This window comes from Mesorhizobium monacense (assembly GCF_056781675.1).
On record NZ_CM165567.1, the window covers coordinates 3,387,098 to 3,407,565 of the forward strand.

Annotated in this window: 20 protein-coding genes; 9 read left to right on the top strand and 11 right to left on the bottom strand. The window is 64.2% G+C overall.

The genetic code is table 11. The features are described 5' to 3' along the window. Positions 1-397: 397 nt before the first annotated feature. From AC1RUK_RS16535 to AC1RUK_RS16550, 4 genes are read left to right on the top strand one after another with little or no spacing between them, the layout of a single operon-like run. Positions 398-1,576 (top strand): acyltransferase family protein, encoded by a 1,179-nt coding sequence (locus AC1RUK_RS16535; protein WP_481834764.1) that lies wholly within the window; start codon positions 398-400, stop codon positions 1,574-1,576. Then, entirely contained in the window at positions 1,573-2,682 is a 1,110-nt protein-coding gene (locus tag AC1RUK_RS16540; RefSeq protein WP_481834763.1) for a glycosyltransferase family 2 protein, read from the top strand. Before AC1RUK_RS16535 ends, AC1RUK_RS16540 begins: the two co-directional genes overlap by 4 nt. Then, positions 2,679-3,713, top strand: a complete 1,035-nt coding sequence (locus tag AC1RUK_RS16545) for a glycosyltransferase family 2 protein (RefSeq protein ID WP_481834762.1) — start codon at positions 2,679-2,681, stop codon at positions 3,711-3,713. The genes AC1RUK_RS16540 and AC1RUK_RS16545 overlap by 4 nt, the downstream gene beginning before the upstream one ends. Beyond that, positions 3,710-5,521: an ABC transporter ATP-binding protein gene (locus AC1RUK_RS16550; protein ID WP_481834761.1), complete on the top strand. Its 1,812-nt coding sequence runs from the start codon at positions 3,710-3,712 to the stop codon at positions 5,519-5,521. The genes AC1RUK_RS16545 and AC1RUK_RS16550 overlap by 4 nt, the downstream gene beginning before the upstream one ends. Before the next feature lie 125 nt (positions 5,522-5,646). Here AC1RUK_RS16550 and AC1RUK_RS16555 read toward each other — a convergent pair whose 3' ends face one another. The 4 genes from AC1RUK_RS16555 to minC all read right to left on the bottom strand — a co-directional run bounded on the left by AC1RUK_RS16555 (position 5,647) and on the right by minC (position 9,463). After that, positions 5,647-7,059 (bottom strand): coiled-coil domain-containing protein, encoded by a 1,413-nt coding sequence (locus AC1RUK_RS16555; RefSeq protein WP_481840299.1) that lies wholly within the window; start codon positions 7,057-7,059, stop codon positions 5,647-5,649. Positions 7,060-7,523: 464 nt separating this feature from the next. Then, positions 7,524-7,796 (bottom strand): cell division topological specificity factor MinE, encoded by a 273-nt coding sequence (gene minE / locus AC1RUK_RS16560; RefSeq protein ID WP_006201441.1) that lies wholly within the window; start codon positions 7,794-7,796, stop codon positions 7,524-7,526. After that, positions 7,793-8,608: a septum site-determining protein MinD gene (minD, locus tag AC1RUK_RS16565; RefSeq protein WP_006201442.1), complete on the bottom strand. Its 816-nt coding sequence runs from the start codon at positions 8,606-8,608 to the stop codon at positions 7,793-7,795. Before minD ends, minE begins: the two co-directional genes overlap by 4 nt. 75 nt (positions 8,609-8,683) lie before the next feature. Beyond that, complete coding sequence (minC, locus tag AC1RUK_RS16570; protein ID WP_481834759.1) at positions 8,684-9,463, bottom strand: septum site-determining protein MinC; 780 nt, start codon at positions 9,461-9,463, stop codon at positions 8,684-8,686. Between the two features lie 564 nt (positions 9,464-10,027). Between minC and AC1RUK_RS16575 the strand changes: the two genes are divergently transcribed. After that, the gene (locus tag AC1RUK_RS16575; RefSeq protein ID WP_481839480.1) at positions 10,028-10,444 is read left to right on the top strand and encodes an HD domain-containing protein; all 417 of its coding nucleotides are present in this window, start codon (positions 10,028-10,030) and stop codon (positions 10,442-10,444) included. A gap of 55 nt (positions 10,445-10,499) precedes the next feature. On the opposite strand, the gene AC1RUK_RS16580 is transcribed toward AC1RUK_RS16575, so the two are convergent. From AC1RUK_RS16580 to AC1RUK_RS16600, 5 genes are all read right to left on the bottom strand, one after another. Then, entirely contained in the window at positions 10,500-10,925 is a 426-nt protein-coding gene (locus AC1RUK_RS16580; RefSeq protein ID WP_481834758.1) for a globin family protein, read from the bottom strand. A gap of 248 nt (positions 10,926-11,173) precedes the next feature. Beyond that, complete coding sequence (locus AC1RUK_RS16585) at positions 11,174-11,848, bottom strand: HD domain-containing protein (RefSeq protein ID WP_481834757.1); 675 nt, start codon at positions 11,846-11,848, stop codon at positions 11,174-11,176. 45 nt (positions 11,849-11,893) lie between these two features. Next, positions 11,894-12,331: an ester cyclase gene (locus AC1RUK_RS16590; protein WP_481834756.1), complete on the bottom strand. Its 438-nt coding sequence runs from the start codon at positions 12,329-12,331 to the stop codon at positions 11,894-11,896. A gap of 65 nt (positions 12,332-12,396) precedes the next feature. Then, on the bottom strand, positions 12,397-13,155 hold the full coding sequence (locus AC1RUK_RS16595; RefSeq protein WP_481834755.1) for an SDR family oxidoreductase: 759 nt from the start codon (positions 13,153-13,155) through the stop codon (positions 12,397-12,399). A 33-nt stretch (positions 13,156-13,188) separates the two neighbouring features. Further along, entirely contained in the window at positions 13,189-13,593 is a 405-nt protein-coding gene (locus tag AC1RUK_RS16600; RefSeq protein WP_481834754.1) for a nuclear transport factor 2 family protein, read from the bottom strand. Positions 13,594-13,687: 94 nt separating this feature from the next. Here AC1RUK_RS16600 and AC1RUK_RS16605 point away from each other — a divergent pair, with 94 nt between their 5' ends. From AC1RUK_RS16605 to AC1RUK_RS16615, 3 genes are all read left to right on the top strand, one after another. After that, on the top strand, positions 13,688-14,329 hold the full coding sequence (locus tag AC1RUK_RS16605) for a TetR/AcrR family transcriptional regulator (RefSeq protein ID WP_481834753.1): 642 nt from the start codon (positions 13,688-13,690) through the stop codon (positions 14,327-14,329). A 281-nt stretch (positions 14,330-14,610) separates the two neighbouring features. After that, positions 14,611-15,135 carry a FecR domain-containing protein gene (locus tag AC1RUK_RS16610; RefSeq protein WP_481834752.1) on the top strand — a complete coding sequence of 175 codons (525 nt, stop codon included), beginning with the start codon at positions 14,611-14,613 and terminating at the stop codon, positions 15,133-15,135. 6 nt (positions 15,136-15,141) lie between these two features. Further along, positions 15,142-17,010, top strand: a complete 1,869-nt coding sequence (locus AC1RUK_RS16615; protein WP_481834751.1) for a CHASE2 domain-containing protein — start codon at positions 15,142-15,144, stop codon at positions 17,008-17,010. A 52-nt stretch (positions 17,011-17,062) separates the two neighbouring features. On the opposite strand, the gene AC1RUK_RS16620 is transcribed toward AC1RUK_RS16615, so the two are convergent. Together AC1RUK_RS16620 and AC1RUK_RS16625 are read right to left on the bottom strand one after the other, a co-directional pair. Further along, positions 17,063-18,229: a KamA family radical SAM protein gene (locus tag AC1RUK_RS16620; RefSeq protein WP_481834750.1), complete on the bottom strand. Its 1,167-nt coding sequence runs from the start codon at positions 18,227-18,229 to the stop codon at positions 17,063-17,065. A gap of 276 nt (positions 18,230-18,505) precedes the next feature. Beyond that, complete coding sequence (locus tag AC1RUK_RS16625; protein WP_481840300.1) at positions 18,506-18,871, bottom strand: hypothetical protein; 366 nt, start codon at positions 18,869-18,871, stop codon at positions 18,506-18,508. 92 nt (positions 18,872-18,963) lie between these two features. On the opposite strand from AC1RUK_RS16625, the gene AC1RUK_RS16630 reads away from it, so the two are divergent. Beyond that, complete coding sequence (locus tag AC1RUK_RS16630; RefSeq protein WP_481834749.1) at positions 18,964-20,364, top strand: winged helix-turn-helix domain-containing tetratricopeptide repeat protein; 1,401 nt, start codon at positions 18,964-18,966, stop codon at positions 20,362-20,364. Positions 20,365-20,468: the final 104 nt, after the last annotated feature.

A 20,468-nucleotide genomic window follows, 5' to 3' on the forward strand; every position in this document is an offset into this window, starting at 1 on the left:
AGAATACACCATGATCAGTACTTTAAAACAACCAGAGCGAGCACTGGATCATTCACAAGCAGCTCCGATGCCCGGGGGCGCAGTTACCGAAAATGTCAAAATATGGGCGGTCTTTAGCCATTTTTTCGACATCGACATCACAGATGTGTTTCAACATGGTAAACATTTTGTGTTGCGCTGCAGCATAGCGTGAGACAATCGTTGCCCGATTGGACAGGCGCGGAGGAGGTTCCGGTATATTGACCAGAGTGGGCTTTCCGCTGACCGGTTTCGAGGCCGCCCCGGGCGCAAGGCGCGGGCCACCGGCGGGCGATAGCGGAGCGCTGTTGCATTCCACCGCTCGCTGGCCTGGCGCGACATTGTTTCATCGGAGACATCGCACCGGCGGACGCGGTTGATGTCAAATCAGCGCGACATACAGCTCGATGCGTTGCGCGCCATTGCCGTGATGATGGTACTGTACTCGCATTTCTTCGCCGCGGGCGGCTCCTCCTTCCTCGGTCATCTCGGCGTGCGGCTGTTCTTCGTGCTCTCCGGCTTCCTGATCACGCGGCTTCTGCTGGAAGCCCGTGCGGCCGCCGAGTTCGAAGCCGGGCCGGCGCTGCGCTCCTTCTACATCAGACGGGCGCTGCGCATATTCCCGCCCTATTTCGCCGTGCTGGGTCTCGTCTGGCTGACCGATCTCGAACAGTCGCGTGGATCGCTTCTGTGGCACGCGCTCTATCTCTCCAATTTCTGGTACGCGCTACGCAACGAGTGGACGCCCTGGCTGCTCTGCCATTTCTGGAGCCTGAGCATCGAGGAGCAGTTTTATATCGCCTGGCCGCTGATCGTGCTTCTGGCGCCGCGCCGGCGCATCGAGGCGATCACCATCGGCGTCATCGCGGTCTCGCTGGCCTACCGCTTCTACTGGCCGGTGACCGCCAACACGGCGCTCGCCCGCGACATGCTGCCGCCGGCCTCGATGGACGCGCTGGCTTGCGGCGCGCTGCTCGCCACGCGAGCGGCCAGAGGCGCCACCCTGCCACAATGGATGCAGCGCGGCTGGCCGGCCTTCGCGGCCGCGTTCCTGGCGATCCAGTGGTTTATCCCGGCGCCGGCCAATCCCATGCTGGAATGGGTCCATTGGTTGCTGCTGCAGGTGCTGCCGCTGGTGCCGCTGGTGGCCATCGTAGCCGCCTGTTCGGCCGGGTTTGGCGGCATCCTGGGCAAGCTTGCCGAACTGCCGCCGCTGCTTGTCCTGGGCCGCATCAGCTACGGCGTCTATCTCTATCACCCGATCCTTCTGGCCTATGTCGTCAAGGCGCAGCCCTGGATCCCGCTCAACGTCTCCGAGCAAGGGCCGGGGCGGTTGCTGGTCGCGGGCACCGCCACGATCGTCTTGGCGTCGATCTCCTGGCAGTTTTTCGAAAAGCCGCTCAACGGCCTCAAGCGCCATTTCCCCTATGTCGCCCGCCGTGCCGCCCACGAACGCGCAAGCGAGGCCGGCTGGTTCGGCAGGCCGGCCTATCCCACAGGATCGCCCGACGGCCGCGAGCCGCCACGCAATCTCCGACGAACGGGTGCCAGCCAATGACCGCCGCCCCGCTCGTTTCCGTTCTGCTGCCGGTCTACAATGCCGGGCCTTATCTCGCTGCTGCCGTCGGCTCGATCCTGCGGCAGGACTACGATCGCCTCGAGGTCATCGCCATCGATGACGGATCGACCGACAACTCGCTGGAGATCCTCGAGCGACACCGCCGGGCCGACAACCGCGTTACGATCATCTCGCGCGAAAACCGCGGCCTCGTCGCCACCCTGAACGAGGGCCTGGCCATTGCCCGGGGCGAGTTGGTCGCCAGGATGGATGCCGACGACATCGCCTATCCCTGGCGCCTGTCGCGCCAGGTGGCGCTGTTCGACCAGCGGCCCGAGCTCGGCTTCTGCGGCGCCGGCTTCGATACCTTGCTGCGCGGCCGTATCGCCAAGGGCAGGCTCGATCCGGTGTTCCAGTTCAGCCTGCCCATATTGTCGATGTTCTTCACGGCCTTCATGCATCCGACGGTGGTCTACAACAGGAAGGTCATCGACGAGGGCAGTCTTCACTACGATCCCGAATACAGGCACGCCGAGGATTTCGAACTCTTCGGGCGGCTTGCCCGCCGTTTCCCTGTGGCGATGATGCCGGAAAACCTGCTCGTCTACCGCATCCACCCAGGGAGCGTGACCAACCGGCATACCAGGGACATGCGCCGGACGCATTTGCGGATCGTGGCCGAGAACCTCCAGCGCGAGGGCCTGGTGGACCGCACCGAGGACCTGCGGGCCATCGGCGATGCCGTCTCGTTCGACACGGTTGCGCGCGCCGCCCAGGTCATCGTTGCGCTGGAAGAAAGGATTTCCGCGCTGCCCGATGACACGCGGCCGAGCTTCGCGGCCGGCGCGCTCAACCTGTTCTATTTCCTATACCAGCTCGTCGGCGACGAAGGGGAGCCTGCTCTGACACATGAATTGCTGACGCGGACCGCGAAGTGGAACGCCATCCGCCGCCGCGAACAATACGCGCTGCGCCCCGGACCCTGGGCGCCCCGGCTCAGCCTCGCCTCGATCGCTGCCAGCAAGAAGGCGGACCAGATGGCGCATTATTTCAGGACCAGGCCGGCCCGCGCAGTACTTGCGCCTTTTCAGCGGGGGTTGGCATGAACGACCAGCCGCATCCGCTCCTGCGATTCGATCGCCCGGCTCCTCCCCAGCCGGGACAGAGGCCGGCGTTCGCGGTCAGCTTCATCATCTGCACGCGCGACCGCCTCGCCGTGCTCGAAGCCTGCATCAAGTCGGTCCAGGCCGCCTGCCGGGCGCATCCCGGCTTCGCCGCCGAGATGGTGGTGGTCGACAATGGCTCGATCGACCGTACGGCGGAGCGCCTCGCCTGCCTGGCCAAGACCTCGGACATTCCGCTGACCGCCGTTTCGGAGCCGCGGCCCGGGCTGGCGGCGGCGCGCAACGCCGGCCTGGCGCGGGCGCGGGGCCGCATTCTGGTATTCGTCGACGATGATTGCGCGGTCGATCGCGACTACCTGCGCGACCTGATCCGCCATTATGCGAGCGGCGAGAAATGGCTGGTCCGCGGCGGCCGCGTCGAACTCGGCGATGCCAGGGACCTGCCCTTCACCATCAAGCGCTGCGAACAGCGCGAGCGGCTGACGCCTGCCGTTCATCCGGGCGGCTTCGTGCTTGGCTGTAACATGACCATGCACCGCGACGTCGCGGCCCGCATCGGACCGTTCGACGAACGCTTTGGCGCCGGCGGCCCGCTGCGCTCGGCGGAGGATACGGATTACCTCGTGCGGGCGATGCTCCTGGGCATTCCGGTCGAATACGTGCCCGACATGACGATCTTCCATCATCACGGCCGGCGCGATCGCAAGTCGATCGACAGGCTGCACCGCGACTATCATTTCGGCAATGGCGCGCTGTGCCTCAAGCATGTGCGGCGCGCGCCCTGGCTGCTGCGCCATTTCTACTGGGCGGCGCGGGCAGCCATGCGCGAGCTTGCCGGCGGCCCGCGCTTCGACCACGATCTCGGCCTGTCGCATTGGCCTGTCGTCGTCATGAACCTTGCAGGTGCCGCCAGATTTGCGCTGCTTTTGACAGTCGGACGGCGCAAGCAGCCGCGGCTGCAACCGGATCGGCAGGCCAATGAAGCCGGCGCGGAGGCCAGGGCACGACAATGAAGCTGATGCCGCCAGCCTTGCCGATGCTGCGCCGCGCGCTTGGCGGCGGGCTGCTGCGGCTTGTTCCCGCCGTGGTGGTGCTCGGCCTGGCGGGCGCGGCCCTCGAAGGCCTCGGCATCGGCCTGATCATTCCGCTGCTCGGCATCATCATGGGGCATGGCGACACGGCCGGCATGGCCGGCTTCTCCGCCCTGCTCCAGCAGGTTGGAGCGAGCCTCGGCGAACGCGAGCGGCTGATCGCCATCTCGGCCGCCATCCTCGGCTCGATCGTGCTGAAGAACGTCCTTGCCTTTGCCAACACGCTGCTCACCGCGCATATTTACGGCAAGGCAAGCTATGCGATCCGCAGCGCGCTGTCGGAGCGGCTGCTCAAGGTCGGCTACCCGTTCTTCCTGCAGCAGAGCCCCGGACGGCTGCTCAACATCATCTCCAACGAATCCTGGCGGGCCTCGGATGCGATCCAGGCCCTGCTCGGCGCGATCGTCAGCGCCTCGGCCGCCATCATCCTGCTCGCCTTCCTGCTGCTTTTATCCTGGCAGATGACGCTGCTGGTGACGCTCGGGCTGGCGCTGGTGCAGCTGGCGCACGCCCTGCTGTCGGCCAATCTGAAGGCGCCGAGCCGCGGCGTCGCCGCGCGCAACAGCGCGCTTGCCTCGCAGATGCTGCATCTGGTGCATGCCGGCCGCCTGATCCGCATCTTCGGCCAGGAAGACCGCGAGAAGGCGGTCTTCGACAGGGCGTCCGACGGGGTGCGGCGCGCCGCTTTCGTGCTCTCGACCCGCCAGGGCGTCCTGCCGCCGCTGACCGAGGTTCTGCACGCGATGCTGTTCCTGATGGTGGTGATCGGCGCCTGGCTCGCCAGTGTCAGCTTCTCGCTGACCGCCGCATTCCTCATCCTGCTCTACCGGCTGCAGCCGCATATGCGCGCCTTGCAGATGTCGTGGAGCCAGTTGCAAGGCCTCTCCGGCTCACTGGAAGAGGTGCAATGGCTGCTTGATCCCGCGGGCAAGCCGGCGCCGCCGCAAGGCAGCCGTCCCTTCGACGGGCTGCGCCAGGCGATCAGCTTCGACGATGTCAGCTTCACCTATGCGGGATCGGCCGCGACCCCCGGTCCGGACGCGCGCGGGGCGGTGCTGCACCAGGCCACGTTCACCATCCGCAGCGGCCGCTCGACGGCGCTGATCGGCCGCTCGGGCGCCGGCAAGACGACGATCGTCAACCTGCTCTGCCGCTTCGTCGAGCCCGACGGCGGCAGCATCCTGGTCGACGGGACCTCGCTTGGCGAGATCGACCCCGGCCAATGGCGCAAGAACATCGCTTTGGCCAGCCAGGAGCTGGAGCTGGTGGACGGCACGATTTTCGACAACATCGTCTACGGCCACGACACCGCTTCGGCCGATGACGCCGAACGCGCCGCGCGGCTGGCCGAGGCGCATGAATTCATCGAGCATTTGCCGCAAGGCTACAAGACGCTGGTCGGCTACCGGGGTGTCAACCTGTCGGCCGGGCAAAGGCAGCGCATCGCGCTGGCGCGCGCGCTGGTGCGCGATCCCGACATACTGATCCTCGACGAAGCCACCAATGCCGTGGACGGGCTTTCGGAAGCGGCCATCGTCGAGACGCTGAAGTCGCGCGCCGGACGCCGCACCACCATCGTCATCAGCCACCACCACAGCACCATCTCGTTCTGCGACGACGTGGTGATCCTGAGCCGCGGCCGGGTGAAGCAACAGGCGCCCTTCGCGCAACTGGCAAAGCTCAGCATGGACGAGCTTTATCGGCATGAAGCCGGGAGTGAGGGGGTTTAGGCTGCGCCCCTACCTCCTCCTTGTGGGGAGGTCGGACCGAAGGTCCGGGTGGGGTACTGGTGCCGCCGCCCCCACCCCGCTGCTTCGCAGCGACCCTCCCCACAAGGGGGAGGGTAAGAGCGAACCTACGAAGTAGCGCGCAGGTTGCGGTGGGCGCGGCGCCGGTGCGTGGCGCGCGCCTTTTCGGCGACCACGCCCTTGATCTCGACCACCACCCCGTCGTCGCGCGGCCTGGCGCCAACCGCGTCGTCGCGCGCCCTGGCCTCGGTGACCCGATGCAGCCGTTCATAGGGCAACAGCTCCTGGATGCGGGCATTGAGCGACGCGATCTCGGCGCGCAGGTCCTCGCATTCCTGCTTCTGGATATCGAGCTGTATCTGCTCGGACGCCTGTTGCAGCGTCAGCTGCGAAAGGTCCGCGCTCACGGTCGAAAGGTTCATCTTGTCGTTCTCGCTCTCGTTCATGAGGGCTGACAGTCTTTCATCGGCGATCCGCTTTTCGGCCACGGCGTCGCTCAGTTCGGTCTTGAGCCTGGCGACCTCGCCGGCGGCCCCGCCGTTCTCGTTCGCGGCAAGCTCCAGGCGTGACTGGAGGCCCTGGATCTCGGAACGCAGGCCGTTCATCTCGGCCTGGGCGCGCTCCTGCTCGGCTTGCCTGTCGGCTTCGACGATGCGGGCCGCTTCGGTCATTTCCGACAGCTTTGCCTGTGCCATCTCGAGCGCGGTCTGCAGCCGCATTTCCTCTTTCTCGCTTTTGACGAACGCGGCCACGAGGTCGGCAATCCGCGCCGCTTCGCTGCGGTGCGTGGTCAACAGTTCGTCGAGCCTGTGGCGCGCCTCGGCTTCACGTTTCTGCGCCCTGTCGAGATCGATCGACAGGTTGACCTGCTTTTCCCGCAAGGTCTTGATCTCGCGCGAGCGTCGGTTGGCCTCGACCGTCCTGTCGGAAAGCGACTTGACGGCATCGCCGAACTCCGCCTCGCGCCTGGCGCTGGCATTGGCCGCCTCGACGAGTTCCAGCCTTGCCGCGGCCAAGGCGGTGCGAAGCAACTCGCGCTCCTGGACCAGGCTTGTCTCGCGCTGCTGCAACAGCTCGACGGCGCTGTCGCGCTCGCGCTGCTTTTTGACCGCATCGTGGAGCTGTTGCGAAAGCACGCGTTGTTCCGCGGCCAGGCCGGTATTTGCAAGTTCAAGCTCGTTGGCGCGAAGGATGTCGCCGTGCAGAATGGTGAGGAATTCGCGCGTCAAATGGTGCGAGGTGCCGATCTCCGACAGTTTGGCGGTGATCTCCTCCAGATAGTCCTGCGCCTCGTGGAACAGCCCATCGACAGCACCCAATGCAGCCAGCCGGGTTTGCGTGTGGGACGTCAGCCGTTGCACGGGCTGTCCTGTGCTGTCCTCGGGCGGCCCGGCCTCGGCCACCTCGCCCTCGGCCACCTCGCCCTCGGTCACCTCGCCCTTGGCGCCCTCGATTTGCAGACTGTCGCCCTTTGCCTGGAGATCCTCATCCGGAACGTCCTCCAGCGACTCGAGACTCATTGATGGCTTCCGCCAGTTCCGTCTGCAGCTCCTGGAATACCTTGTCTACATCTTCAGCACGCTTGATCAGGCTCTTGAGGTTCATGTCATACACCTCTTACTCTGCCGCTTACGCAAATCCCTCGTACTTAATGAATTGCTAATGTTTCCCCTTTTACATCCTATGCTTTCGTAGGGGAAGCCCCTGGGCGATCTAGCACATTTGGGGGATGGAAGCTCCGAGGCAGCCATGGAAAGGCTTGGGCTTCCTCGCCCCCACGGAGTGGGGGAGAGGTGGCTCGGCGAAGCCGAGACGGAGAGGGGGAATGGCTCGGCTTTCAAAAGAATTCAGAGGGAACCCGCCGGCGTGGCGAAGCCCCTCTCCGGCCGCTTCGCGGCCACCGTTCCGGGGCGAGCCACGGATCTCGCCCGTCCTTTGGACCCTCGCCTTGCGGGGCGAGGAACTCAAGTTCTAGGTCAGCCCCTCACCCCGCCATGGCCAGCGGCACGGCGCTCTTGTTGGGGATCTGGATGTCGATCTCCAGCGTCGACATGGTCTCGCCGCGGTCCATCGAGACCTGCAGATAGTCCTGGTCGATCTGCACATGCTTGGCGATGACCGCCATGATCTCCTCGCGCAGGATGGAGACCAGATCGGGCTGGCTGCGGTTGCGGCGCTCATAGGCGAGCAGCACCTGCAGCCGCTCGCGCGCCACCGGCGCGCTGGAGCGCCGCTTGAAGAGGTCGAAAATGTTCATGCCGCCCTCCTTCCGAGCAGACGGTCGAGGAAGCCCTTGCGCTCGAAGGGCACCACGACGGGCAATTCCTCGCCTTCGAGCCGCCGTGCCGCGTCAAGATAGGCTTTGGCGGCGGCGGTCAGCGGATCGGCCAATGTCACCGGCGAGCCGAGGTTCGAGGCCCTGAGCACATCCTGGCTTTCGGGGATGATGCCCAAGAGCGGCGTCGACAGGATTTCCAGCACGTCGTCGATGGAAAGCATTTCGCCGCGCGCCGCGCGGGCCGCATCGTAGCGCGTGACCAGCACGTGCTTGGCGATCTGCTCGCCCTGCTCGGCCTTCATGGTGCGAGCGTCGAGCAGGCCGATGATGCGATCGGAATCGCGCACCGAGCTCACTTCCGGGTTGGTGACGATGACCGCCTCGTCGGCAAAGCGCATGGCCAGCTGGGCGCCGCGCTCGATGCCGGCCGGGCTGTCGCAGAAGACATAGTCGAACACCGAGCGCAGCCGCTCGATGACCTCGCCGACGCCCTCCTCGGTCAGCGCATCCTTGTCGCGCGTCTGCGAGGCCGGCAGCAGGAACAGCGTCTCGACCCGCTTGTCGCGGATCAGCGCCTGCGACAGCTTTGCCGAGCCCTGGATGACGTTGACCAGGTCGAACACGACGCGCCGCTCGGCGCCCATGATCAGGTCGAGATTCCTTAAGCCCACATCGAAGTCGACGAGCGCCACCTTCTTGCCGGTCTTGGCGACCGCCGCACCCAGTGCCGCCGTCGAGGTCGTCTTGCCGACGCCCCCCTTGCCCGACGTGACCACCACTACCTTGCCCATGAAAAGTGCCTCCGTTTTTGTTTCGTTGTCTTGTCGGTCGATCGGCGCCGCAGCCCAGCGGCAGCCGAGCGTCTGTCAGCTGAACGGCGCGATGCGCAGCATGCCGTTGTCGAGAAAGGCCTGGACCGCCTTGCCGCGCACCGACGGGTCCATCTCCTCGGCGGTGCAGTACCAGCCGTCGACCGAGAGCAGTTCGGCCTCGTTCCTGCGGCAGAAGATGCGCGCCGCGGAATTGCCGAGCCCGCCGGCCGAAGCGCGTCCGCGCAGCGTGCCGTAGACGTGGATGGAGCCGGCGGCGACGATCTCGGACCCGGAAGCGACGGAGCCCAGCACGATGACGTCGCCATGCGGATGAAAGACAAGCTGGCCCGAGCGGATCGGCGTGCGGATCATCAGCGTGCCGTCGGCCGGCAGCGCCTGCGCCGGCTTCGCCTGGGCGACTGCCCTGCCCTCGTCGACCTTGCCCTCTTCCGCCTTGCCTTCTTCCGGCTTGCTTGGGGCTGCCTTGCGGCCGGGCTGCAACAGCCCGTCGGCAGTGGCCTCCTTGGCGCCGACCAGCGCCGGCGGCAGATGCGAGCCGAGCTCACCGCTGCCGTCGAGCTCGATGGCATAGACGCGGATGCCGCGTTGACCAAGCACGCCGACCAGCGATTCGATCGCAACGACATCGGGCTTGAGCGTGTTCAAATCAAGCACCACCGGGCGGCCGGCAAAATAGCCCGGCGAATTGCCGATCCAGCGATCGAGGCTCTCCAGCCATTCGTCCAAAGGCGCCTCCGGCGTCAGCGTGAAGGCGACGAAGGAGCGGGCACGAAAGCGAATGGATTTGGCCTCGAGGGGGGCGGCAAAGGTCACTGGCGGCGATTCCTTACTGATAGGTAAACGCTAGGCCAGCCATGGTTAATGAAAGGTTAATTTTGGGCATGAAGAGGGTTAAGAACCGCCTCAGTTGCCTTGCAGCGACATGCTTAACGGGATCGGCCACGCCGGAGAAACAAACCCTGTTCTCTTTGCCACCTGGTCCGGTTGACGCGGTCCGCATGGAAAAGCCCGGCATGGGGCATCATGGTTCCAGGCAGCGACCAGAAAGCTCTTCTTCAAGGCAATTCGGAATTCTCCGCGAAACAAAGCCCGCCACCGCGCGTTGATCTTCCGCCAGTTCACTCTGGCTACTCCAGAAACTCGAGCCCGCTGGCTCAACGCCGGCGGGTTTTTTTGGCATCGCCGGAGCAATTCGGCCGGAGCGCCGGAACAATTCGTCAACAATCCGGTTCCTTCCCTGCAGCGGTCCCCTCAACTGCTGCCGATCAGGTATTCCTGATCAACCCGCGTCTCCCCATCCAGGAAGACGCGGGTGCGGTTTGGTGCAATTTCTCAAACTGCGGCGCGCAGCCGAGATGCAGACAGAGGATCGAAGCCATGAGCGTGCTCTACCGCGCGGCAAAGATCGCCGAACAGGCCCATGCCGGGCAGACGGACAAAACGGGGCAGCCCTATATCGAGCATTGCCGCCGCGTCGCCGACGCCGTCGAAACGCTGGAGCAGAAGGCTGTTGCCTACCTGCATGACGTTCTTGAGAAGAGCGAGGGTTGGAGCCGCGACCGGCTCGAACAGGCAGGCTTCGGATCATCGATCGCATCCGCGGTTGACGCGCTTACGCGACGACCCGAAGAGGACGATCTCGCTTTCGTGCGCAGGGCGGCCGCCAACCCGCTGGCACTGCCGGTCAAGCGCGCAGACCTTGCCGACAATCTCTTGCAGGCACGCCAGATTGGTGCCTCGACATCAAAATACGAGGACGGCTTGCGCGTCCTCGATGAAGAGTTCGGCGGTTGAATGCCTGCTGCATTGGAGCGGGCGGCCAAGCCGCCTTCGGCCGCGGCCCGTCACGTCACGCCGCGAGCTGGTCCTCGCGGGCGGCCGCGATCATCACACTCGCGAGCAGACCGTAGGCTGCTTCCCAGGCCTCGCGCACTGGCGGCGTAAAGGCGGTGCCGAGGCCGGCCGCCAGCGTCTCGATCAGCGCCTGCCCGACGATCGGGTAGTGATGCTCCTCGACGCCGTAGGTGACGTGCCGTTTGGCGAGTTCGCGCACGGTCGGCAGGATGGTCTCGGCACGGTCCAGCCCGTGCACGACGAAGCCCAGGCTTGCCATCAGCTTGGCGCCCTGCTTGGTCATGTCGCGCACCGGAAACAATGCCCGAAGGCTCCCGTCGATCGCAAACAGGCGTTCATAGAAAATGGCGGCGGCGGCCGTGCGGATCGGCACGACCTCGCGAAAACTCTCCTGCACAAGTCGGATCTGGTCGGGTGTCATCGGCGCGCTCCTCTGGTTTCTGGTCTGGGCGACAATCCCCCCAAGGCGTTTCGCAGGCATGTCGCCTATCGGCGTCGATGTTTCAGTCTGGTTTCAGGTTGCACTCGGTTGTTTTCAAATTGCTTGCTGTCCAGACGACCTCTTCCAAACCACCCGCCTCGCAGGCAGCCAGTCGGGTCAGCGCCGTGGCGGGTTTGCACCTCGCTGGATGACGACACGATAATCCGGGGATCGGGACCGCCGGCGTCCTACTCTGCAAACGGTGCGTGATGGAGCAGGTCGACGGCTGAAGATCGCACATAGCCTTGCACGTATTTCGTGCCGAAGTCGGCGATGAAATTGTCCCGTGTGGTAGCCGGTTGACTTCTTGCCAGATTGGACAGGCAAGTCGTCATCATTTCCTTCATTTGAAGCCGAGGATAGGCTAATAGGATGGCTTCCTTGTCCCCATCGCCGAGCTCTTGGTAGCCGAAGCCGCCGTAATCGCACCCAATGCCCATTCCGGAACAGGCGACGTCGACGCCCTTGTGCCGCCCGATCGACGCCGTGGTATGCAGTGCGATCGCGTCCCATATTGTCCCAGCGCGCCGTTCGCCCATGTCATGGGCGAGGGCGAATGCCCGGCCGGCATCCGCTCCGACAACCTCGAAACGACGGTCGGGAACACTATCTCGCGCAAGGCCTATATCGTGCAGGAGCACCGCCACCGCGACCAGCTCGGCGTCCGGGGTCAGCGCGCGAGTCCGTGCCAGCTTGGCGCCAAAGAGCCACGAGCGAACTACATGGTTGAAAAGCCAGGGCGACGATTCAGCTTGTGCTTCCGCATAGGCGTCCTGAACAGCGCGGCTGTCGGGCAAATCTAGATCCAACTTTCGGCCGACTGCCAAAGCGTGGGTAAAGGCCGGATAGTCGCTTTCACTCATATTGCGCTCCATGGACAGGGTTAGATCGGCGGCGAATGGTATCCGTCAGGCGGCGATCTGCTGAAGCGCAGCCGTCCAATTCTCGATATGGTAGGCTTTCGCCAGTTTTCCGTCGCGAACGGTGAACAGGTCGATCGCCATGGTCCGAAAGGACTTTCCGGTCGGTGCGGCACCGAAGAAACTGGCTACTGGCGTTCCCGTCGCTTCGCCTCGCACGATGATCTGATCGTCCACCACGCGGATGTCGGTAATTTCCCATGCCAGGTCGGGAACGGCGGACCCAACCCCGCGGAACACTCCGGCCAGCTGGTCCCGTGTCAGATAATCCTGATTGGTGTGATAGGACTGGTAGTCGTCATGGCAGGCCTGAGCCAGCAGCGCCGACACATCCTTTTCGCCGGGGCGATTGAGCGCGTCATAGAGAGGCGCGACGATCCGGCGCGCTTCCTCCACCGTCAAGATGGCTCCATCGGCAACAGACATGTTCCTTCCTTTCATGCGTTCACGGCCGCCGAGCGACAGGCCAGGCAAGGCCCGTCATCGCCCGCTCAGACGAGAATGGGGTTGGCGACGAGAAACTCGTTCAGCTGTTGAACCAGCGCGTGCTCGTTCGGGCCCGGATTGTCGCGCATCTGGCGGCTTGCCTCTACGACGAGTTCCGGTTCGTCGGTCGATAGCTGTTCCATGAGCTGGGCGATGAATTCGTCGAGCGGCATCGCCCGAGGATCGTCCGTTTTCTTGAACAGGTCGGTATTGACCCACGGCGGCACGATCTCCTGGACGCGCACCGACGTATCGCGAAGCATGAACCGCTGGGACAGGGAATAGCTGTGCAAGCCGGCCTTGCTGGCTGAATAGACGGCCGTCTGCGCAATGGGAGTGTAGGCCACTACCGAACTGTTGTGGATGATGGTTGCGCTCGGCTGGGCCTTCAGGTGCTCGACAAGACCCGATGTAAGTCGGATCGGCCCCAGCAGGTTGGTCGAGATGATCGCCTGCGCCTGTTCGTCGTCGATCGCTGCTGCGGCATCGTCGAACGGCATGACGCCAGCGTTGTTGATAAGGACGTTGAGATCGGGATGCTCGGCGATGAGGCGGGCTGCGGCCGCATCGATGCTGGCCGGGTCGGTGATGTCGAGCTCAATCGCCTCCATCCCGGGATTGGCGGCAACCACTTCGTCCAGGTTGGCGCGCCGGCGGCCCGAAATGATGACCTTGTTGCCGAGCTTGTGAAATGCCTCGGCGAGGCCGCGCCCGATGCCCGAACCGCCGCCCGTGATGAAAATGGTGTTGCCGGAGAGCTTCATGCTCATTCTCCCGAATTGGGTTTTGGGGAAGGATCAGGCTGGAAACTCGTCACCGAACATCGGCAGTCCGCTCTTCGACTGCTCGCGCCTTGCCTCGTCCTGGATGACGTCCCAATGCTCGGCAAGCCGGCCGTTCTCCATCCGCACGATGTCGACGACGACCCATGCCGGGTCGAGCCCGCCTCCGCTGAAACGCCCATGCAGGAGCACGTGGTCGCCCTCGGCCACGATCAGTGCATTTTCGTAGCGCAGCGAGTCCGGTGTCGACTTGACCAGGTTGAACAGGCCGTCGCGGCCCGGCTCGATATGCGCGCTATGCTGGATATAGTCGGGCGACCAGAAGGTCGCGGCCTTCTCGAAGTCCCGTCGGTTGAACAGCGTGTCGAACGCTTCCAGCACGATCCTCTTGTTTTCGTTCAGTGCGTTGCCTGTTGTCATTCCCTCGTCTCCACGATCCGAACATGCGACTTGATCGCGCCACGTCATGCGCTATTTTGTACAGCACTGCACAAAATAGGATGATCTAGGTTTTATGCAAGTCCGTACAAAACAAAAAAATCAGGGGGGTCGCCCGCGCAAGTTCGACGAGGGCGAAGCGCTCGGCAAGATGCGGCGGCAGCTGTGGACGACGGGGCTTTCCGGTACTTCGATCGAAGGGATTGCCCGCTCGGCCGGGCTCAATCGGCCTAGCCTCGCCGCGGCCTTCGGCGACAAGGACGCCATCTACGCGAAGGCTGCGGCGCAATATGGCATGATGATGGACCATCGGATGCGGGAGGCGATGGCCGATGAGGATCTGGCAACCGCGCTGATGAATGCCTTTGCGACTGCGATCGACATCTACACGGAAAACGGACCGAACGGCTGCTTCATCACCTCGACGGCCCCGGCCGAGACGCTGACCAACTCCGTCGTCCGGGACATTCTCAATCGAACGCTCCACGACATCGACGCCCTGTTCCTCGAGCGGCTGGATAAGGAAAAAGGCAGAGGGCCCGCCGATCTTCCGCTGCTCGCCGCGCAGCTTGGGGCTACGCTGCACAGCCTGTCGCTGCGTGCGCGTGCCGGCTGGACGCGTGACAAACTGCATAGTCTCGCGGAAGGGACGATACGCACAGTCCTCGCCTTTTATGGGAATCCGGATCGGCGCAGCTCTGAAGCGTCGGCCCCGTAACGCACACTCGACGCGGGTCACCAGCATGGCCTGTCATCGTCAGCCTGACGGCAAAGGGACGGTCGCCGAAAAGCAGCGCTTGGCTCGAGGCGCCGCACTAAGCCGATGGCAACGCCTACCCTTGCTTGGTGTCAAAGCACGCTATCGTGCTAAGATCGCCGGTCGGCATCCTGCTGCTAAGGGCAACGGGGGCCGGTTCGTACGCACACTACCAGGCTGACGGCAGGAAGCACTGCCAGGATTTTCTTGCCGCGGATTTTCGCAAATGCAGAGAGGCGTTCATGAGCGCACGGGGCCAATATTTCCTTAGCGTGCTTGCCGCTGTTTTTTGGGTGGATACCGCCCTGGCGCAGTCGAGCGAGGCGGGGTGCAGGTTCGAGCCGGTGGCGGGAACCTCTCGCCAGATCCTGCGGTGCCAGGAAGGCCTTACCATCATCGTCGAAGGCGGCGCCCGCTTTTCACTGGTGGACCGCGATCGGAACGGCAATGCCGATGCGGTGAGACTGCGACGCAAGGCGCTGCTGATCGAGGCTCCTGCCGGCGGGGTCCATGGCGGTGTCGTGGTCGTCACCCCGCAGGCGATCGCCGCGGTGCGCGGCACAAAATGGACGGTCGACGTCGGCCAGGGCAAGACGTCCGTCTTCGTCCTCAGAGGCCGCGTCGCCGTGCAACGGCCGGCGTCCACCGCCGGCGTGGTGCTGGCGCCGGGCGAAGGCGTCGACGTCGAGGCAGGGACAGGCAAACTAACCGTCAAGCGCTGGCCGGCCAAGCGCGTTTCCGCATTGATGGCTCGTCTGGGTCAGTGAGCGGCGATGAGCGGTCGGGCGCTTGCGACGCTGATCGCGCTCATTCTGGCCGGTCTTTGGGGCGCCGGCTTGGGATTCGCCCACTGGCGCGGCAATCTGGGGTTTCTCGATCGCGTCGAAGCGACGATGACCGATCTTCGAACGCTTGCCCGAGGACCAGCAAAGCCACCGGAGCTGATCACCATTGTCGCGATCGACGACGAAGTCGTGCGAGTTGAGGGCAGCTATCCGCTCAGCCGCGCCACGCTTGCCCGGCTTGTCGATGCGATCGCGCGCTTTCAGCCGAAAGCCATTGCGCTCGACGTTCTGCTGGTCGATCCCGGGGCAGCAGATGGAGATGAGGCGCTCGCGCGTTCGCTGAGCGGGAGTGCCAGCGTCATCGCTGCCGCGGCGGTCTACCCGGGAGGCAGACAATGGGCCGTGGCCGAGGGTGAAGGCCCCCTCGCCCGCGTGCCGAATGCCGAGCGGTTTCTGTGGCCGCTGAAGGCGTTCTCGGATGCCGCCGCCGTCGGCGTCGTCAACGTGGTCACCGACCGGACGGGAACGCCCCGGTTCGTCCCGTTGCTGTTTCGGGCAGGAGATCAGCTGGAAGCGTCCTTCTCCCTGCGTGTTGCTGCCCTGGCTGCGGGCGAGGATCCAGCCATAGCGCCCGATCATCTGTCGCTGGGCAGCCGGTGGATCAGGACGGACATCGGTCACATCCTGCCGCTGACATTCTACGGCCCGCGCGGCACCATCCGCACGATCAGTGCCGCGACGGTGCTGGAGGGCCAGCTCGACCGCCTCCTTGTCCGGGATCGAATTGTCGTGATCGGAGCGACGGCAACCGGCGCCGGCGATGTTTTCCCGACACCGTTCGATCCAGTGCTCCCGGGTGTCGAAGTCATGTCGACGGCGATCGCCCATCTGATGACCAGCGACGGAATCGTGCGGGACCAGTCCGTTCGCCTTGCGGATGCCGGCTTTGCTGTGGTGCTGCCAATGGTTCTCGTGGGGCTGCTGGCATGGCGGCGAAACGCCATCGGCCTGGCGGCGGTCGCCGGCGTGGTGTTGATCTGGTTCGTGGTCAATATGACCGCCTTCTCACACCATATCTGGCTGAGTGCAGCGCTGCCGATGGCCGCTGCCGTTCCGCCGGCTCTCCTGTTCGGGTCGGCACAACTTTGGCTGGGCAGGAACCGGGCGCAATATTTCGCCACGCAGAGCGAATTGCTGCAACGCGTCGAAGCCCCGGGCCTGGGCGAGTGGCTCGCCGGGCATAGCGACTTCCTCAAGGAACCGGTCCGCCGAGACGCCGCGATCCTGTTTATCGACCTGTCCGGCTTCACCGGACTGAGTGAAGCCCTGGGGCCGAGCGCCACCCGCGAACTTCTAAACGCGTTTCATGGGTTGGTGAACGAGGAGGTGGCAGACTGCGGTGGCGTCGTCATTGCCTTCATGGGTGACGGAGCCATGATCCTGTTCGGCCTGCCGGAACCAGCGACGGATGACGCCTTCAACGCGGCTCGCTGTTGTGTCGGGCTCGCCAGCCGCACCAACGACTGGCTCGCCTCGTTGCCGGCATCGACCGCATCCCGGCTCGGCTTCAAGATCGGGGCGCACCACGGAACGATCGTTGCCTCCCGACTCGGCGGCGAAGGCCGTCAGCACATCGCGGCCACCGGTGACACGGTCAACGTTACCAGTCGCCTGATGGAGATCGCGGCCGAGCAGAATGCCGAAGTCGCGGTGAGCGACAAGATGCTGCAAGCCGCCGGTCGCGACTGCGCACTGTTCAAATCCGGTGTTCTGAGAGGACCTGCGGAAACACCAATCCGTGGGCGATCCGGCGCGCTGGCAATCTGGTTTTGGCAGAGTACGCGGACGCTGCAGTAGGGGTTCCTCGCCCCGCCCAGGCGGAGGCGAACCCAGCCTTTTCAAGGCTGCCCTACTCGCCCACAACCTCCCGATACGTCCGCACCTCGCCATCCTGCCCGCGAATGCGCCAGGTGTCTCCGTCCCGCGCCTCGACATAGCACGGCCCGAGCGGCACCTTGCCGCCGCCGTCCGGCAGGTCCAGCACGTAGACGGGACTGCAGATGCCCGACAGGCGCCGGCGTAATGCTTCGGCCAGCGCCTGGCCCTCGGCAATGGTGGTGCGCCGGTGCGCCATGCCGCGCGCGAGGTCGCCGTGGTGCAGGTAATAGGGTTTTACGCCGAGGCGGTACATCAGCTCGCGGCAGAGCTCCTCCAGCACCTCGATCGTGTCGTTGACGCCCTTGAGCAGAACGCTCTGGTTGAGCAGCATGAAGCCTGCCTGGCGCAAGGTGCGGCAGGCCGCTTCAGTGGCTTCCGTGATCTCGCGCGGATGGTTGAAATGGGTGACGACGGTGACCATCAGCCGGCCCTGCAAGGCCTCGACCAGCCCGCCGGTGATACGCGAAGGCAGCGCGACCGGCACGCGGGTGTGGATGCGCAGCAGCCGCACATGCGGGATGGCCTCGATGCGGGCGCGGATTTCGGCCAGCGCCTTGTCCGGCAGCGAGAGCGGGTCGCCGCCGGTCAGGATCACCTCGCGGATTTCGGGGTGGGCTGCGATGTAGGCGAAAGCCGGCTCGAGCGCTTCGCGCGTGTAGCCGCGGCCGATCGAGGTCAGCGACTCCTTGCGGAAGCAGAAGCGGCAATAGACCGCGCATTGATAGGTCGGGAACAACAGCACCCGGTCAGCATGACGATGCGTCAGCCGCGGCACCGGGCTGAATTCATGGTCGCCGATCGGATCGTCGAGCTCGCCTTCCTGCTCCATCAGTTCCTGCGGCGACGGGATGACCTGCGCCCGGATGGGATCTTGCGGGTCGTTCCAGTCGATCAGGTCGAGATAGGCTTTTGGGATGCGAACCTTGTGGTTCGCGGCCGCGCTTTGAGCCGCAGCACGCTCGGCCGGCGACAACGGCAGCGACTCCAGATCGCGCACATGGCGTACGCCTGTCCGGACAGCGTCCTGCCAGGCGGCGTTGGCAGCCGCCGCATACGCGTTGCCGTCATCGGCCGTGCCCGAGGCTGCTTCCGTCGCTCCGCCGCTTGTGCCCGTCGGCGCGGCATCGTTGAAAGTCATCGAAGGCTCCTTGAATTCTTGCTGCTCGATACAGCATTGCGGCCAGCGCGCAAAAGCCTTCGATGCATGACTGAGACAAACGCCATGCCCCTGGCAACCGCGCGGGATCGGCCTTGCACATCCTACGAAACCATAAGTTTTTTACGGAATGGAAAACGATGGGTCGAAAGTCAGTACCGCGATGGTCCGTGCCGGAAGCGGAAGTGGCCGCTGCTTCCCCCGGCAAGTACGGTGGATCGACAGGAGAGATCAAGTACCGTGTATCTAAAGAGAAATTCAGCAGAATTTCAGAAATCCTCCGGTACGCGCCCGGTCTTTGGCTTCATTGTTCTTAAGAACGAACCGGATGAGGTCTAACATGTCAATGGATGAGAACACGCGCCGAGCCGCCCGGCAGGAACTCCTGGAATTTGCATCCACCGTCATGGCTGGGTCCCCTTGTGCGCCCATGCCTGGAACAATGTTCGAAATGCTGGAGATCATGGCCGTGGAGAGGCGCATGACTTCCAGCCAAGGTGAAGGCGGATCAAATTCTCCTGATCCCTTGACGTCCGCGCCGATTGAGACCCCAATCAGGCAGCGTTTGGTCGAGCTGGTCAGATCGGCATTCAATGTCGCGAGAAAACCCAGGGCACGTACCACTGGCACTTGGCAGTTGCGAGCTTGATCTTGCCCGCGGGCTGCTGTTGTGCGACGGGAAACCTGTCGCACTGCGCTCCAAGGCGTTTGACCTGTTGACCTACCTCAGCAGGAATGTCGGGCGTGTCGCGACCAAGTCTGAACTGATGTCAGCGGTGTGGCCCGATGTCTTTGTGACCGAGGATTCACTGACGCAGGCGGTCAGGGAGTTGCGAAAGGCGCTGCAGGACGAAAGCCAAACCATTATCCGCACGGTCGCCAAGCGCGGCTACGTCTTCTCTCCCCCCGACGCGCCAAAGCAGGAGCGCGCCGGACAGCCGCGCGTTGCGGTGCTGCGTTTCAGCAATGAAGGTGCGCCGGAAGACACCCCCTTGGTCGACGGTTTCGCCGAGGACATTGTCAATGCGTTGGCTCGCTTCGGAACGGTCGTCGTGCTGGCGCGCAATTCCGGATTTGCCTTTGTCTCGGATTCCGCGTCCGATTGGCGTGCCGTTGGCGACAGCCTTGGCGCAACCTACCTGGTCCGCGGCAGGGCGACGACCCGGGCAGACGGCATGCGGGTCACCGTCAGTCTCATTACTGCCTCGACGGGTGAAGTCCTCTGGAGCGATACCTTTTCCGCGTCTGGCGGCCAGATCTTCGACATGCAGGAAGAAATCGCCCGCCGTGTGGTGAACCGGCTGGTCGCTCGGCTCGACGATGCAGATCTCAAGCAGGCAAGCCCAAAGCCTCCCGAAAGCCTGGCCGCATACGAGCTTCTCCTGCGTGGACTGGCCCGGCTGCGCGGTTATGGTGATGATGACAATCAGGCTGCGCGCGGTCTCTTCCAGGCTGCGGTCGAAAAGGACCCGACCTATGCCTTGGCGCATGCCTACATCGCGCTCGCCGATCTCATTATCGGTGGTTATGCCGAGGCATCCCCGGCGTTGCTTGGTTCGGTGATCGACCGCGCGGAGTGTGCGGTGACCCTGGCGCCGGAAGAGCCACGCTGCCATCGCGTACTCGCCCAGGCTTTCATCTCCGCCCGTCGGTTCGATGCGGCTGAACATCACCTACAACGCGCGCTCGACCTCAATCCATATGACGCCGATACGATTGCGCAAATGGGGTTCTTGCTCACAATGAGAGGCAGGCCTCTTGAAGCACTCGCGGCGGTTGACAGTGCGATACGGATCAACCCGATCCATCCAGACTGGTACCACTATGATCGCGCCATCGCGCAATACTCAGTTGGAGATTACAAGGCCGCGCTTGTCAGCATGTCCAAGGTCCCCCCGAAGACCCCCTGGCGACTGACAAGGCTGGCGGGGTGCCACGCCCAACTCGGCAATCTCGGGGAAGCCCAGCGCATCATGGCAGAGGTCAAGCGGATAGCGCCTGACTATTCGCCGCTGGAGTTTGCGCAAACCGGGATCGCCTTCGAACATGCGAGCGATGTCGAACATCTCGTTGCCGGCGTCGCCAAGGCACTCGCAGCGTATGAGCAGCAACCCTAGGCGGCGCCAGCGGCGCCGTTTTCGTCCTTGGAAACAGCTTCTTGCACGGCGCGCTGGCCCAGGCTCCCGATCGTCTCTCTGCCAAGCGCGGCAGTAGGAAGGTC

What these genes read in the sequence shown, in the direction of transcription:
- AC1RUK_RS16535 (WP_481834764.1), top strand. Translation starts at nt 398, where the DNA reads ATGTCAAATCAGCGCGACATACAGCTCGATGCGTTGCGCGCCATTGCC.
- AC1RUK_RS16540 (WP_481834763.1), top strand. Translation starts at nt 1,573, where the DNA reads ATGACCGCCGCCCCGCTCGTTTCCGTTCTGCTGCCGGTCTACAATGCC.
- AC1RUK_RS16545 (WP_481834762.1), top strand. Translation starts at nt 2,679, where the DNA reads ATGAACGACCAGCCGCATCCGCTCCTGCGATTCGATCGCCCGGCTCCT.
- AC1RUK_RS16550 (WP_481834761.1), top strand. Translation starts at nt 3,710, where the DNA reads ATGAAGCTGATGCCGCCAGCCTTGCCGATGCTGCGCCGCGCGCTTGGC.
- AC1RUK_RS16555 (WP_481840299.1), bottom strand. Translation starts at nt 7,059, where the DNA reads ATGAGTCTCGAGTCGCTGGAGGACGTTCCGGATGAGGATCTCCAGGCA.
- minE (WP_006201441.1), bottom strand. Translation starts at nt 7,796, where the DNA reads ATGAACATTTTCGACCTCTTCAAGCGGCGCTCCAGCGCGCCGGTGGCG.
- minD (WP_006201442.1), bottom strand. Translation starts at nt 8,608, where the DNA reads ATGGGCAAGGTAGTGGTGGTCACGTCGGGCAAGGGGGGCGTCGGCAAG.
- AC1RUK_RS16575 (WP_481839480.1), top strand. Translation starts at nt 10,028, where the DNA reads ATGAGCGTGCTCTACCGCGCGGCAAAGATCGCCGAACAGGCCCATGCC.
- AC1RUK_RS16580 (WP_481834758.1), bottom strand. Translation starts at nt 10,925, where the DNA reads ATGACACCCGACCAGATCCGACTTGTGCAGGAGAGTTTTCGCGAGGTC.
- AC1RUK_RS16585 (WP_481834757.1), bottom strand. Translation starts at nt 11,848, where the DNA reads ATGAGTGAAAGCGACTATCCGGCCTTTACCCACGCTTTGGCAGTCGGC.
- AC1RUK_RS16590 (WP_481834756.1), bottom strand. Translation starts at nt 12,331, where the DNA reads ATGTCTGTTGCCGATGGAGCCATCTTGACGGTGGAGGAAGCGCGCCGG.
- AC1RUK_RS16595 (WP_481834755.1), bottom strand. Translation starts at nt 13,155, where the DNA reads ATGAAGCTCTCCGGCAACACCATTTTCATCACGGGCGGCGGTTCGGGC.
- AC1RUK_RS16600 (WP_481834754.1), bottom strand. Translation starts at nt 13,593, where the DNA reads ATGACAACAGGCAACGCACTGAACGAAAACAAGAGGATCGTGCTGGAA.
- AC1RUK_RS16605 (WP_481834753.1), top strand. Translation starts at nt 13,688, where the DNA reads ATGCAAGTCCGTACAAAACAAAAAAATCAGGGGGGTCGCCCGCGCAAG.
- AC1RUK_RS16610 (WP_481834752.1), top strand. Translation starts at nt 14,611, where the DNA reads ATGAGCGCACGGGGCCAATATTTCCTTAGCGTGCTTGCCGCTGTTTTT.
- AC1RUK_RS16615 (WP_481834751.1), top strand. Translation starts at nt 15,142, where the DNA reads ATGAGCGGTCGGGCGCTTGCGACGCTGATCGCGCTCATTCTGGCCGGT.
- AC1RUK_RS16620 (WP_481834750.1), bottom strand. Translation starts at nt 18,229, where the DNA reads ATGACTTTCAACGATGCCGCGCCGACGGGCACAAGCGGCGGAGCGACG.